Annotated in this window: 12 protein-coding genes and 1 pseudogene; 6 read left to right on the plus strand and 7 right to left on the minus strand. The window is 62.3% G+C overall.

Annotated features, from left to right (window positions below; genetic code table 11):
* Positions 1-100 precede the first annotated feature (100 nt).
* Positions 101-832: a hypothetical protein gene (locus tag OKW29_RS25135; RefSeq protein ID WP_429293008.1), complete on the plus strand. Its 732-nt coding sequence runs from the start codon at positions 101-103 to the stop codon at positions 830-832.
* Positions 833-912: 80 nt separating this feature from the next.
* Here the strand turns inward: OKW29_RS25135 and OKW29_RS25140 are convergent, their stop codons facing one another.
* On the minus strand, positions 913-2,160 hold the full coding sequence (locus OKW29_RS25140) for an acyltransferase family protein (protein ID WP_429293009.1): 1,248 nt from the start codon (positions 2,158-2,160) through the stop codon (positions 913-915).
* A gap of 259 nt (positions 2,161-2,419) precedes the next feature.
* Here OKW29_RS25140 and OKW29_RS25145 point away from each other — a divergent pair, with 259 nt between their 5' ends.
* Entirely contained in the window at positions 2,420-2,563 is a 144-nt protein-coding gene (locus OKW29_RS25145) for a hypothetical protein (protein WP_184074077.1), read from the plus strand.
* 286 nt (positions 2,564-2,849) lie between these two features.
* Positions 2,850-3,767 (plus strand): UTP--glucose-1-phosphate uridylyltransferase GalU, encoded by a 918-nt coding sequence (galU, locus tag OKW29_RS25150; RefSeq protein WP_429293010.1) that lies wholly within the window; start codon positions 2,850-2,852, stop codon positions 3,765-3,767.
* Positions 3,768-3,838: 71 nt separating this feature from the next.
* Here the strand turns inward: galU and OKW29_RS25155 are convergent, their stop codons facing one another.
* Positions 3,839-6,013, minus strand: coding sequence for a malate synthase G (locus OKW29_RS25155; protein ID WP_429293011.1), 2,175 nt, complete (start codon positions 6,011-6,013; stop codon positions 3,839-3,841).
* A 79-nt stretch (positions 6,014-6,092) separates the two neighbouring features.
* Entirely contained in the window at positions 6,093-6,497 is a 405-nt protein-coding gene (locus tag OKW29_RS25160; RefSeq protein ID WP_184033654.1) for a heme-binding protein, read from the minus strand.
* A gap of 1,051 nt (positions 6,498-7,548) precedes the next feature.
* On the opposite strand from OKW29_RS25160, the gene OKW29_RS25165 reads away from it, so the two are divergent.
* Together OKW29_RS25165 and OKW29_RS25170 are read left to right on the plus strand one after the other, a co-directional pair.
* Positions 7,549-7,725: a hypothetical protein gene (locus OKW29_RS25165; protein WP_429293012.1), complete on the plus strand. Its 177-nt coding sequence runs from the start codon at positions 7,549-7,551 to the stop codon at positions 7,723-7,725.
* A 279-nt stretch (positions 7,726-8,004) separates the two neighbouring features.
* A pseudogene (locus OKW29_RS25170) lies at positions 8,005-8,553 on the plus strand (chloride channel protein); the annotation flags it as partial.
* Positions 8,554-9,010: 457 nt separating this feature from the next.
* Here the strand turns inward: OKW29_RS25170 and petA are convergent.
* The 3 genes from petA to OKW29_RS25185 form a co-directional block, all read right to left on the minus strand.
* Complete coding sequence (gene petA, locus OKW29_RS25175) at positions 9,011-9,634, minus strand: ubiquinol-cytochrome c reductase iron-sulfur subunit (RefSeq protein WP_429293013.1); 624 nt, start codon at positions 9,632-9,634, stop codon at positions 9,011-9,013.
* 135 nt (positions 9,635-9,769) lie between these two features.
* The gene (locus OKW29_RS25180) at positions 9,770-10,201 is read right to left on the minus strand and encodes a carboxypeptidase regulatory-like domain-containing protein (protein ID WP_429293014.1); all 432 of its coding nucleotides are present in this window, start codon (positions 10,199-10,201) and stop codon (positions 9,770-9,772) included.
* Positions 10,202-10,282: 81 nt separating this feature from the next.
* Positions 10,283-11,740, minus strand: a complete 1,458-nt coding sequence (locus OKW29_RS25185) for a trypsin-like peptidase domain-containing protein (protein WP_429293015.1) — start codon at positions 11,738-11,740, stop codon at positions 10,283-10,285.
* A gap of 237 nt (positions 11,741-11,977) precedes the next feature.
* Here OKW29_RS25185 and OKW29_RS25190 point away from each other — a divergent pair, with 237 nt between their 5' ends.
* Positions 11,978-12,859, plus strand: coding sequence for an MOSC domain-containing protein (locus OKW29_RS25190; RefSeq protein WP_429293016.1), 882 nt, complete (start codon positions 11,978-11,980; stop codon positions 12,857-12,859).
* 38 nt (positions 12,860-12,897) lie between these two features.
* Here OKW29_RS25190 and cobA read toward each other — a convergent pair whose 3' ends face one another.
* The gene (gene cobA, locus OKW29_RS25195) at positions 12,898-13,698 is read right to left on the minus strand and encodes a uroporphyrinogen-III C-methyltransferase (RefSeq protein ID WP_429293017.1); all 801 of its coding nucleotides are present in this window, start codon (positions 13,696-13,698) and stop codon (positions 12,898-12,900) included.
* Between the last annotated feature and the right edge of the window lie 408 nt (positions 13,699-14,106).

The following is a 14,106-nucleotide window of genomic DNA, read 5'->3' on the forward strand; positions in this document are numbered from 1 at the left end:
TAAGGATCTGCGATTGCTTTTCCAGTGCTGCACACGGAAGCACGATTTTCTGGACGCTTAACCCCGACTATCTGAAAGCGACAGGCGCCAAAGCATACCGATGAGAATCACTACGATACTGGTGGCGGCTATGGCCGCCCTATCTGGCAGCGCACATGCGGCTCAGTCTTACGACAGCTACGAAGCCTTGTACGTTGCCCAAGCGGGGGCAGTGTTTGGCGACCCGATCAAACAAAACGGTGACCCGACCGATCAAAACGCCGGCGTGGTCTATTCCTACCCAGGCGAGCCAGGCACCTTTATGAAGCTGCAAGCCAAACTGGAACGGAAAACGCTAAACATTGAGCTCTGGAAGGATCGCCTGGCAGTCGACGGCAAATCCTATCGCTTTGCGCACGCTACGACATTCCCCGGAGAGCATGTGTCGGAAATCTTTCCGCAATCAGCCAACGTATTCATTGCAGCGCGAACCGATCCGCATCCGCCCTTACTCTGCGTGGAAGGGCACGGCAACGGTTCGGGCGAAGCCGGAAGTCGATACCGGCAGATCTCGCTGCTGGTCAACCCTCTAGCGCGCAAGCCGACGTTTCTTCATCTGCCGGGTTTACTTTCGTCATGTCGGGCCGTCGTGGCGACGAAGGAAGGGAAGCTTGCCTTTCCGAATAACAGTTACGTATTCGACGATGCACAGGCATCCCGCGTTGGCCTGTTAGTGTCGTACTACACGTTTAAGAATCAGCGATTTGTCCCGGTCCCGGCTCTAAAGCAACTCCGGCTCAAATTTATGCATCCAGAGATACCGTTTCAATTTTCCATTCAGGACGAGCACTAGGTATTGACGTTGCTATTCAACGAGATCAAATGATGGTGAAGCACCCGAACGCGCGGGATTGATCCAATGTCAACGTTCTATCAGCGCCCTTTAGGCTTAAAACTCGCCGACCACTTCATCGCAGGCAACTCAACGAGCCGATAAAACACATAGGCAAACGGCACCGCGACCAGCATATAGCCGAACGACGGCCAGATTGACATCTGCAGCGACGAACGAAACAGCCACGCCGACAGCAGTACGAAGATCGGCAGATGGATCAGATACAGCGAGAAGCTGAAGTCGCCGACGCGGGACAGCAGGCGCGACAGCGCGTGCGACCCTGCGCGAAGCAGCGCGAGCACGCCGCTCGCTTCGCGTTGCGGGTCCTTGCGCGCATCGAGCGCCTTGTACAGATAGCACGCGAAGCCGAGCGACCATATCTGGAACGCGCCGTACTGGCCGAAGTGAAACGCGACGCAGCCTGCCGCGAGCAATACCGCCGCGAGCACGTACAGCAATGCGGGCGCACGCGCCTCTTGCACGCTGCGCGCTTTGGCGTCGGCGATCCACGCGCCGAGCATCCAGGAGAACCAGTACGACGTGAAGAACTGCAGATCGTGGCGCTCCAACCCGTACGCGGACGCAACGTTGATCGCGCCGACGAGCGCGAGCACGGCGTTCATGCCGATGCGTCTGCGTAGCGCGAACAGCAGCGGATAGATCGCATAGAACTGCACTTCGAGCGACAGCGTCCACAGCGCGCCGTTCGAGCCATACGTTTTACCCGCCATACCCTGCAGCGAAAACAGGTTGACCAGAAACGGATGCCAGCCGATGTCGCGAATCTTGTGACTGACGGGCGGCAATTGCAGGCTCAACGAATCGAGCGCGAAGGTCAGTACGAGCGCCGCGAGCAGCACCGGGTAGATGCGCGCGAAGCGCCGCAGCCAGAAGTTGCCTGCATCGAGCCGGTAAGCGGGATTGCTCGCGAGCCGCAGCGCGCCGCCGCGATGGATGCAGTAGCCGCTGATGACGAAGAACATCGGCACACCGGCCGAGCCCCATGCGATCGGAAACGTCAGATACGCGGCGAGACTACTGGGACTCAACGAATGTCCGACGCTCTGATGAAACGCCTGCATGCCGACCCACACGATCTGGCGGCAATGAAAGTAGGCGACCAGCAGCGCGGCGAAGCCTCGCATCGCGTCGATCGCGTGCTCCTTGCTGGCGCTATCGACACGCGCGTCGCTGCGCGCATGCGCCGCAGCCGGGTTTTTCTCCGGGCGCGGCAGCGGGGAGAGGGGCAGGGATGAGCCGGCGGCATCCAGTGCTGGGTCGCTCATACGCGGTCCTTATCTGAAGCGGAAAAGAGAAAAAATTGACGCGGAACAGGCCTTCGAGCGGGCGTCTTGCGCACCCGCGACGCATCCATCCTAGAGCACCGCAATCCTGAAAAATGATTAAAAAATTCCATTTCGCATTGAATCCGACATCGATTTTGTGACGAATTGTAATTGCGCGTCGACCTATGCGGTGTCGAATTATTTATCGCTTTTGTCGTGCTAATTTAAAGCAAGGATTTTCTGACCCCGAGGTGAAGTCATGAACCTGCATTTACTGGCCGGCGTGGCCGTCCTGCTGATCCTGGTGGCCGCCTCCGCCTACCGCGATGCCTTGCGCAACGAGCCGATCCGTAGCTACCGGATGAACCCAGGCAAGCTGCCACCGGTCGACGAACAGGAATGACGTGCTGCCGAAGCCGGTCATCGGGTCGCCGGGCGACCCGTGCCAGGGGGCGTCCGAAAGGTAAGACTTTCGGATCTGCTCGATCACCAACTGGCAATAGAAACGTAATAATTTCCTCAATTTTTCACAATATCGCATTGCGATTAATGCGTGAATTATCCGAATTAAATCGGAGAAAAACCGCTTCCGTGAACCTCGCAGATTGTTCTGCTAGTCTTGCGCCGGCATTGATTGGCCGCCAGGTCCGCGAACACACCAATTTCTAACCGATGTGGGAATGCCTACCATGCTGAAAGTCACCAAAGCCGTGTTTCCCGTAGCGGGCCTCGGGACACGATTCCTGCCGGCTACCAAAGCAAGTCCGAAGGAAATGCTGCCGATCGTCGACAAGCCGCTGATCCAGTACGCGGTCGAAGAAGCGATCGACGCCGGCATCACGGAGATGATCTTCGTGACGGGCCGCAGCAAGCGCGCGATCGAAGATCACTTCGATAAATCCTATGAGATCGAGGCCGAACTCGAAGCGCGCAACAAGCAGAAGCTGCTCGATCTCGTGCGTAGCATCAAGCCGGCCAACGTCGACTGCTTTTACGTGCGCCAGGCCGAAGCGCTCGGTCTCGGCCATGCGGTGCTGTGCGCCGAAAAACTGGTGGGCGACAGCCCGTTCGCGGTGATTCTCGCCGACGACCTGCTGCATAGCGCGAAGCCCGTGATGAGTCAGCTCGTCGATACCTTCAACCACTATCACAGCTCGGTGATCGGCGTCGAAACGATCGCGCGCGAGGACAGCCGCTCGTACGGCGTCGTCGATGGCCGCGAGTGGGAAGACAACGTGATCAAGCTGTCGGGCATCGTCGAGAAGCCAGCGCCGGACCAGGCGCCGTCGAATCTCGGCGTGGTGGGCCGCTACGTGCTGATGCCGACGATCTTCAAGCATATCCGCGCGCTGAAGCCGGGCGCGGGCGGCGAGCTGCAACTGACCGACGCGGTGCAGTCGTTGTTGACCGAGGAGCAGGTGCTAGCGTATCGCTACTTCGGCACGCGCTTCGATTGCGGCAGCAAGCTCGGCTATCTGAAGGCGACCGTTGAATTCGCACTGCGCCATCCCGAGGTGAAGGCTGAATTCGAGGCGTATCTGCAAGCCTTTATGCAGAATGAAGCGTCAGGTGGCGAGGCGGCGCAATTGACGGCAGAAGCCGCGTGAAGTGACACGACCTGGAAGGAAAAACGGGCGCCGCATTGCACGGCGCCCGTCGTCGTTTCGGCCGGACGGCCTCAACCCTGCTTCTTCACCTCGAGCCGGAACTTGTGCAGCAACGGCTCGGTATATCCGCTCGGCTGCTGGCGCCCCTCGAAGACGAGCGCCTGCGCGGCCTTGAACGCGATCGTGTCGAAGCCCGGCGCCATCGGCTGGTAGAGCGGATCACCGGCGTTTTGCGCGTCCACCACCTTGGCCATGCGCTTGAACGTCTCCTCGACGAGCTCGCGCTTGATCACACCGTGATACAGCCAGTTGGCGATGTGCTGGCTCGAAATACGCAGCGTCGCGCGGTCTTCCATCAGGCCGACGTTGTGAATGTCCGGCACTTTCGAGCAGCCGACGCCCTGGTCGATCCAGCGCACCACATAGCCGAGAATGCCCTGCGCGTTGTTGTCGACCTCGGCGCGGATTTCGTCGTCGCTCCATTGCGCCTTTTCGACGACCGGAATCGTCAGCAGGCCGTCGAGCAGTTCGTCGCGCACCGTCGCATAGTCGGTGCGTTCGAGTTCCTGCTGGACCGCCTGCACGTCGACCTGGTGATAGTGCAGCGCGTGCAGCGTCGCCGCGGTCGGCGAGGGCACCCACGCGGTGTTCGCGCCGGCCTTCGGATGGCCGATCTTCTGCTCCAGCATGGCGTGCATCAGGTCGGGCATCGCCCACATGCCCTTGCCGATCTGCGAGCGGCCGCGCAAGCCGGCGCTCAAACCGACCAGCACGTTGCTGCGCTCGTACGACGTGATCCACTTGCTCGACTTCATGTCGCCCTTGCGCATCATCGGGCCCGCTTCCATCGCCGAGTGCATCTCGTCGCCGGTGCGATCGAGGAAGCCCGTGTTGATGAACGCGACGCGCGCCGACGCTTCGGCGATACAGGCGAGCAGATTCACGCTGGTGCGGCGCTCCTCGTCCATGATGCCCATCTTGATCGTGTCGCGCGGCAGCTTCAGCAGGTCTTCGACGCGCGCGAACAGTTCGCTCGCGAACGCGACTTCGGCCGGTCCGTGCATCTTCGGCTTCACGATATAGATCGAGCCGGCGCGCGAGTTCAGCTTGTTCTGGCGGTCGCGCAGCGCGCACAGCGTCGTGATCACCGCGTCGAGAATGCCTTCCGGAATCTCGTGGCCGTCTTTCGTCAATATGGCCGGGTTCGTCATCAGATGGCCGACGTTGCGGATGAACAGCAGCGAGCGGCCATGCAGCTTGACCTGCGACTTGCCGTCGGCGCCGATGTATTCGCGATCGGCATTGAGCCGGCGCGTGAAGGTCTTGCCGTTCTTCGTGACCTGTTCGGTCAGGTCGCCGTTCATGAGGCCGAGCCAGTTGCGATAGAGCTGCACCTTGTCGTCGGCATCGACGGCCGCGACCGAGTCCTCGCAATCGATGATCGTGGTGACCGCCGCTTCGACGACGATGTCCTTCACATGGGCGGCATCGGTCTTGCCGATCGAATCGTTCGCATCGATCTGGATCTCGACGTGCAGGCCGTTGTGCTTGAGCAGCACCGCCGACGGCGTGTTCGCGTCGCCCTGATAGCCGACCAACTGCGCGGGTGTCTTCAGCGCCGTGGTGCCGCTCTTCAGCGCGACGACCAGCCGGCCGTTCTCGACGCTATAGCGCGTTGCGTCCGCGTGCGAGCCGTTCGCGAGCGGCGCAGCCTGATCGAGGAACTTGCGCGCGTACGCGATCACAGCTGCGCCGCGCACCGGGTTGAAGCCCTTCTGCTTTTCCGCGCCGTCCGTTTCGGGGATCGCGTCGGTGCCGTACAGCGCGTCGTACAGGCTACCCCAGCGCGCGTTTGCGGCGTTCAGCGCGTAGCGCTGGTTCGACAGCGGCACGACGAGCTGCGGGCCGGCCTGTCCGGAGATCTCGCTGTCCACGTGGTCGGTCGTGGCCTGGACGCTGGTGGGCACGGGCACGATGTAGCCGATGCCTTCGAGAAAGGCACGATACGCGCGCAGATCCCGCACCGGGCCGGGATTGGCCCGATGCCAGTTGTCGAGTTCGCTTTGCAGGCGGTCGCGCTCGGCGAGCAACGCCCGATTTTTGGGCGCCAGCTCGTGCACGAGGGCGTCGAATCCCGACCAGAAGGCGGCGCTGTCGATTCCGGTGCCGGGCAGGGCTTCGGATTCAACGAACTGGTCGAGGTTGGCGGCGACCTGCAGTCCGCCGCGCGGGTTCATCTGAGTCATCGACTGCTCCATCTGTTATGGGACCGACGAGGGGGCATCGGTCCGCGTTGTGTCTCGGGATTGCTTTGGCGCTCGCGCTTTACACGCCGAGCGCCTGAATGCCGGCTTTCGCGATCTGCGCATCCTGCTCCGACTTGACGCCCGACACGCCGACCGCGCCGACCACGTGGCCGTCGACGATCACCGGCACCCCGCCTTCGAGCGTGCCCTGCAGCGGTGCGCTGAGGAACGCGGTGCGGCCGTTGTTGATCATGTCTTCATAGACCTTGGTTTCGCGCCGGCCGAGCGCCGCGGTGCGCGCTTTTTCGGTCGCGATATACGAGGTGGAGGGCGCCGCGCCGTCGAGACGCAGCACCGCGAGCGGATGGCCGCCGTCGTCCGCGACGACGATCGCGACAGGCCATTTGTTTTTCTCGGCTTCCGCACGGGCGGCATCGACAATGCGGGTCGTCTCGGCGACGGTCAACATGGGTTTGGTCAACATAATGAATTTCCTGTCTCGGTGATGGGAAGGTGGCGTCTACAGCTTCTTTCGGTAACCGGCGATGCGGCGCTTCAGGAGATCCTCGGGGCTCCGTTGCAAGCTTCTCGCGGCTCTCCGGCGCGCGGCTGATCCGACGATTTTACTTCCGCGCGACGCAGCGCGAAACGGCGGCCTCGCCAGGCGGCTCTGCCCGTGCGCTCGACAGTGCCGCCGCAACGCCACGCGCCGGGCGGTCCACAAGCGCGGCCTGGTTCAGAAATAACGAGGTAGACCAGCAGATGAGCTGGTTTTCGAAGCCTTCATTGCGGCCAGACAATGGTCGCGCCGCGAGCCGTAGCGGGGGCGACGGCTTCGGTTCATCGTTGGATGACAGCGGCAAGCGGACCAGGCCCGGTTCACGCTTTCACGAGTGATCCCGACCCGCGCATGGGCGACGCGAACACCGCTTAGCCGCCCACGAACCAGTCGAAACCAGTGGAAGGCAGCCGAAACTGGCTGATACGCCCGAAGAAACGTTCGATCTGAGTTCGACCTGTTCAGGCCGGTTTACCGCACTCGCCGACAATGAGGCCAACCGGGGCAGCAGCATTGACTATGATCGCGCTGTCAGTCCGGACCACACGATGACGGCTCGGCGGTGCGACCCAGTCAGCGAGCGGGGGGCGTTGATGAATGGCGATCGCGGAGAAATCCTTGCACCCAGTTTTCGGGGCGACGTCCGAGGTCGGGTGCGCGATGGCAAGGTGGGCGAAGCCCAAACATATTCCAGCGCATAGTGCAGGCAGCGTACGCATGGTGTGTCCTCCTTGTGCGAGAGAACCAGTAGAGTGCCAGTCAACTGTCTGTCAGCTTCGATCAGTGGGGCATTGCAGCGATCAACCTTGCACCGCGTCGGCAGTGGCGGATCGATCGTTGGCTCGTTGAAGGCACGACAGGCCTGGTACGCTTTCAATCTATGCAGTGGCGATTAAAGCAGGCTTAAAGGCTTTCCCCGTGCCGGCACGATGATGATCGCCCGTTCTCTCCACCGTGCGGGGACGCCTTGTGGCAGGTGCCTGACCGTTCGCCCGACGCAACCCCCGACCCGCGCGAGTGGGTGATCGTCTATCGCACCGAGCGCGGGTTCTGCTGCATGTACCAGGGCGAGCCGGTCGAATTCGACGAGATGCTGGACGTGCAGATATGGTCGGAGGAAGAGGGCGTGCGGCTCTGGTACTTCGGGCTTTGAACTGGTCCGCGCGTCGTGCGCTGCGCGATTGCAGGCCTTCGTCTGAATGAATTGGTGTCGAACTGCCCCGATTGACGTTTTATCGAAGAATGCAGGATTCACTTGAATTTATGTCACAACATGCCTATCCTAGCGGCGAGTGGTGCGGAACACGGTACGGCGATATTGCTGGTTGTTGCATAGGGTCCGAGAGAACGTCCACTCGTCTTCAGGCGACAGAAGGCGATCCCCTCCGCCCAGCTTTACGGCTGGGCTTTTTTTTAAATTGACCCATACGTGATGGTGAATCCGTTCGCCACTTTCTTTCGATTCCTTGACAGAAGAACGCTGCAACACGCTCGGCGGCTGTCGTTCCGCTATGGGATTTTCTGGCTGGGCGCGGTGGCCACGGGTCTCGTCGCAGTTCTTTATGCGCACCTTAATGACGCAGGTTATGACATATTTCGTCGCATTACCGCCGTCCGCTGGTGGCTGCCTTTCCTGCTCACGCCGGCTATCGGCGCGGCCAGCGTATGGATCACGAGGCGGTTCATTCCCGGCGCGAAAGGCAGCGGCATTCCTCAGGTCATCGCCACGCTGCATGATCGCGGCGGACTTGCGCCGCGGCTTTTGAGCATCAGGATCCTGATTGGCAAGATCGTGGTGTCTTTTCTGTCGATCGTCGGCGGCTTCACCATCGGCCGCGAAGGCCCGACCATCCACGTCGGCGCAGCGCTGATGTTTAATCTGCGGCACTTCTATCCAGCGCGCTTTCGGGCAATCCGCGGGTTCGATCTCGAACGCAGGCTCGCCCTCGCCGGTGCCGCCGCAGGCCTGTCGGCGGCGTTCATTTGCGGTAGCGTGAATGCAACGGTGGGCGATCGGATTGCTGAGGACTTGATGCCGCCGGATTCATCGGGTCCCTGGGCCGGGATGAGGTTGTCGAGCGGCTCGTGCGCGGCGGCCGTTGCGTGTCCCATGGCGCGATGGTATGCGGACCGCGCCGAGCCACCCTCGGGCTCTTCTTCGGCGAACCTGTGGAGCGAGGCGAACGGCGAAAGCCTGACGGCCGCCGAGGAGCACTTTAAGTCGCGCACTTCTTTCGGCGCAGGCAGTTTCGCGCTCAGCGCCTTGGGTTTCGCGGCTTCGCGCATCAATTGGTGATCTCGATCTCGGTAGGTGATAGGCGACCGGCGCGACATCGCGCGCTCGACCGGCCGCCACGGATCGATGTAGCGGTAGCGAGGCGGGCTGGTATTGCGTGACCGTAGCAGGAACTTCCCGCGTCCTCGACCGTATGCCGCGGCTATGCCTCCTCGCCTTTTTCATCCTGTCCGATAACGATGCCCGTCGACGACGCAAACATGTAACGCGGCACATCCAGATTCTGGGGCGCGGGTTTGTCTTTGAAGACTCGACCGGCCAGGTCGTAAGTCGAGCCGTGACAAGGGCACAGAAAGCCCCCGGGCCAATCGTCGGGCAGACTGGGTTGCGGCCCGGGCTGGAAGCGGGGCAGCGGGGTGCAGCCGAGATGGGTGCACACGCCGATCACAACGAGTATGTTGCGATGATCCGGGCGCGACCGGTATTCGTTGTTGCAGTAGGCCGGCAGCGGTATCGAGAACGGATGCGCGGTATGCGGGTCGGCGACCATCGGGTTGGCCTTGAGCACGGCCGCCAGCATCTCGTTGGTTCTGTTGACGATGAAAATCGGCTTGCCGCGCCACGCCACGGTCATCATGCTGCCAGGCTCGAGTCTGCCGATGTCGGCGCTGACTGGCGCCCCGGCTGCCCTCGCACTCGCAGGCGGCGCAAACGAGTCGACAAAAGGAACGACGACCGCCACGCCTCCTATGGCGCCGACGGCCGATGTGGCGATGAGCCATCTGCGGCGGGTTTCGTCGAGAGGCTCGCTGGAACCGTTTTTCATGGCAAGCTCCAAGTCGGTTCGGTTGCCCATCGCGACTTTTCACGAGTACCGGTTACCGAATGCACCGCCGCGGTCGTCACGCGCCGGAAAGCCGGCGAATCGGATCGCGTGCGGCCAGAAAGGCGAAACGCCGGTCTACATCGACCACAGGAACACTTCATGCACATGCGACGACGGAGCGATATTCACGTCCCTGCGCTCCGTCTTGCCGTTATATGTGGCGCTCACGCTATACCGGCCGTGAGGCAGCGACGCCAACAGGAAAGGACCCTTTGCGGTGGTCTGCAATATCGTATTGCCGTGCATGTCGGATAGCGTCACCGGGATATTCGCAAGGTATTCGTTGCCGCTAGCCGCCTTGCCCGCAAACTCGAGCGTGAGTGGATACCTTGGCATGACCTCCTTGATAGCGGTGGATTGGCCAAGGCCGATCCCGCCGCTCAGGAACGTAACCTCACCCTCGTGCTGTACCGCGGGTACAGGCTGAGTTGCCGCGAACGCGTATTGGACGCTTGCACCCAGTGCGAGTGCGGTCAAGCCAACTTTGACGATTGCATGCTGGTTCATTTCGAGCTCCTCGTAACGTGTGGCGATGAGGTACGCGCCGCCACTGCGCTGCCAGGGTCTATTTACATAGATAAACAGACCCTAGCCCATGTCGATGGTGACGAACATGCGCTGTCCGTCGCGTTGGACCAATAGCGCGACCGCGTTACCGCTGTTCGCCGCTTTCCGCCGGAACTGGGCGGGACTTGATACGTGAGTGCTGTCGACCATCAGGATGATGTCTCCCGGTTCGATGCCGGCGAGCGCGCCGGCCCCCGTGCTTTTTTCGACCAGGACACCACCTTCGACACCTGCGTCGTGTCGCTCCTGTGCGGTCAAACCACGCACGGTCAACCCATCGGGAGCTGCGACCTGCGCAATGGCCGGGGTCTCGGCAGGAGTGGCATTCAGACTGCCAAGCGCGACTGTCGTATCGTGCATGGCGTCATCGCGCCAGTACACGAGATGGACGGATGTGCCCGGTTTGAGATCGGCTACTGTGACGGGCAACTGGGTCGAATCTGGAATATCAACGCCATTGATCTTCATGATGACGTCGCCGGGTCTGAGACCGGACCTGGCAGCCGGTCCTCGCGGGTCGACCGAGCTGACGAGCGCCCCTTGCGGCCTGTTCAGACCGAAAGATTGCGCAAGCGGCCAGCTGACATCCTGAATCGTGATGCCGAGGCGTCCGTGTTCCGCCTCGTGGTGCAGTTGCAACTGTCGGGCAACTTTCATCGCTTCATCGATCGGCAGCACGAACGCGGCTCCTTCAACGTCGCCGATCTCTTTCGTGATAGGCATTTCGATCCCAATGACGTTGCCGTTCAGACTGAACACCGGGCTGCCTGCATCGCCCGCATTTTCGGTCACGTCAGTCTGGATAAGCGGTACATACGACTCGCCTGGCAAAGGCCGCGACATGTTGCTGATGATGCCTGCCGTCACCGTGTCGTTCAGTCCATAAGGGGAGCCGATCGAGACGACCCACTGACCGGCCTTGTTCGCGGACGGTGAGCCAATTTTGACTGTCGGCAGTTTGGTGGCGGGAATCTTGAGCAGCGCGATACCGCTCGCTGGGTCGTCGCCGACCACCGTGGCCTTGAACCTGCGACCGTCCTTTAGCGTCACGCTGATTCGGGTTGCTTTGGTTATCAGGCTGGAGTCGGTGAGAATGTATCCATCGGCGGCGATGATGAATCCAGAGCCGCTGCGTTGCGAAGCCAGGCCTGTCGCGCCAGGAGGGGCGTAGGCGAACTGCTGGAACTGCCGGGTAAAAGGATTGTCTTCGCTGCCGGCCGGCGGCCAGAGGGGAGTGAAGGTGGCGACGGGTTGAGCCGCTGTCACGCTGATATTGACGACTGCTTTGCCTTCTTCGCTGACGAGGCGCGAGAAGTCCGTCACTATCGCGGGCGCCGTGTCGTGGCCTGGAAGCCTGGCAGCCGGCACATTCGCTCCAGAGCTTACGTTGTTCGGAGGGGATTGCGCCATGCAGCCCGCGGACACCGCCACGGTCAGACATTCCACGATCAGGAAGTATTTGAGGTTGTCGCGTCGCATCACATGCCCCCCGACACGAGCAGTTGAGTCGGTTGAGTCGGAGTAACGCGTCTGTCCGATGCGTTCTCCATGCTGCTGTGATTCGACTCTAGGTCGCCACTTTTAAAACAAGCTTAAAAAAGCCCGATGAGAGGGTCCGGCTCGCACGTCCACGTCAACGCTAATTTCGGTACTATACGGATCTACTTTCAGTCCCCCGATTTTCGCCGGAACTGCGCTCCCGACGCGCGTGCAACCATGCCTACCATCAACGAACTATTCGTCTATCCGATCAAATCCTGCGCGGGCATCGCGCTCACCGAGGCGCGGCTGTTGGCGACGGGCCTCGAATACGACCGCAACTGGATGATCGTCGATCCCGAAGGCGCGATGTTCACGCAGCGCGCATATCCGCGCATGGCGCTGATCAAGGTCGAACTCGGCGCAGAGGATCTGATCGTCAGCGCGCCGGGCATGCGTGAGCTGCGCACGCCGCTCGATGCCGCGCGGCTCGCCGCGGCACCCAGGGTCGCTACCGCGGTGTGGCGCGACGCGGCCTACGGGCTCGACACCGGCGAAGAAACGGCGGCCTGGTTCACGGAGTTCCTCGGTCTGCCCGCGCGCTTGCTGCGCTTCGATCCCGAGCGGGAACGCGTCGTCGATCCGGACTATACGGACAGCACGGGGGGCGCCACGACCTTGTTTGCCGATGGCTTTCCGCTGCTGGTGGTCGGCCAGGCCTCGCTCGACGATCTGAACGCGCGCCTGAACGGCAAAGGCGCACCGTCGATCAGAATCGATCGCTTCAGGCCCAATATCGTGCTCAGCGGCCTCGATGCCTATGAAGAGGACTATGTCGAGACACTCGCCGTCGGCGCGAATGCGGACTCGAGCGCGCGCGTCGAGTTACGGCTCGTCAAGCTGTGCTCGCGCTGTCCGATGCCGACCATCGATCAGGCGCGCGGCGCGCCCGATCCCGACTGGCCGAACGAGCCGACCGACACGATGCTCGGTTACCGCGTCAGCGAACGCTTCGACGGCGCGGTCACGTTCGGCAACAACGCGCTGGTCGCGAGCGGGGCGGGGGCCTGGCTGCGCGTCGGGCAGCAGGTCGACGCGGAGCTAGGGTTCGGCGATTGATGGGATGAAAGGCGGGCGAGGCCCGCTTCGAGCGCCGATCAGGCTGCCCGCGCCATGGCCGACGCGGGTAGTGTTTGCCCATCTCGATTGCCGCGAACTTCGCGTTCCCAGCAAGGCGCTTCGGCGCTCTCGCCAACCGCATTGCCCACCAGAATCACCGCCGGACTGCCGAAGCCGGCGCCGAGCGCATCGGCGGCGAGCCGATCGAGCCGCGTCAACAGGCGCCGCTCGTCGCTGCCTCCGGCCCACTGCACGACCGCGGCCGGCGTTTCGGCCGGCAGGTGCGCGAGCAACGCGGCGGCGATGCCGTCGATGCGCCGCATGCCCATATAGATCGCGAGCGTCGTGCGCGTCGCGGCAAGGGTGCTCCAGTCCGGCTCGCCGTGATCTTCGGTGTGCGCGGTGACGAAGCTCACGCCGTGGCAATGCCGCCGATGCGTGAGCGACATGCCGAGGCCCGCGGCGGCCGCGAAGCCCGACGAGATGCCGTTGACGATCTCGACCGCGAGGCCCGCATCGCGCAGCACCGCGAGTTCCTCGCCCGCGCGACCGAACAGCAGCGCTTCGCCGCCTTTGACGCGCACCACGTGCAGACCCTTCAGCGCATAACGCCGCATCAGCCGCTCGATGAACGCCTGCGGCGTCGAGCGGCAGCCGCCGCGTTTGCCGACGCGAATCACGCGCGCGTGCGGCGCGAGGGTCACGATGTCGGGATTTGCGAGGTCGTCGAGCAGCACGACGTCGGCGGCCGCGAGCGCCTTGACGGCCTTCAGCGTCAGCAAGTCGAGGTCGCCCGGGCCCGCACTCAGCAGCGTGACCTTGCCGGTGTTGGTGTTCATGTTGGTGTCCTTATGCCGTTGGTTTCCGTTGGCCCGAAACGAAAACGGCGCCCGCCCGTGAAGATCACGAGGGGACGCCGTTGTCCATTGCATTGCCTGTCGATGGTTGAGTCTGCGCGTCGCGACGACGTTGCCGCGATGACGTTGCGCAAGAGCAATGCAAGGACCACGCCATCGATCCGATCAAGGCGCGCAAGCCGTTGCCACCCATTGCGATTCACGCGGAAAACATGACGGCGATCGCACGCCCGAGGCCTTCGTTTCGCACGTCGACAGTGCTGCGTCGCACCATCCCTGTGCTTGGCCGCCTCAAAACGCGTCGCGTGCGGGATCCGGTCCGAAGCCGCGCGACTTGCCGCAAATCCCCGCCACACCGCGCTTTCGGGCGCATTTATCGAAATTGGCACA

The organism is Paraburkholderia sp. CI3 (genome assembly GCF_050436505.1).
Taxonomy (GTDB): Bacteria; Pseudomonadota; Gammaproteobacteria; order Burkholderiales; family Burkholderiaceae; genus Paraburkholderia; species Paraburkholderia tuberum.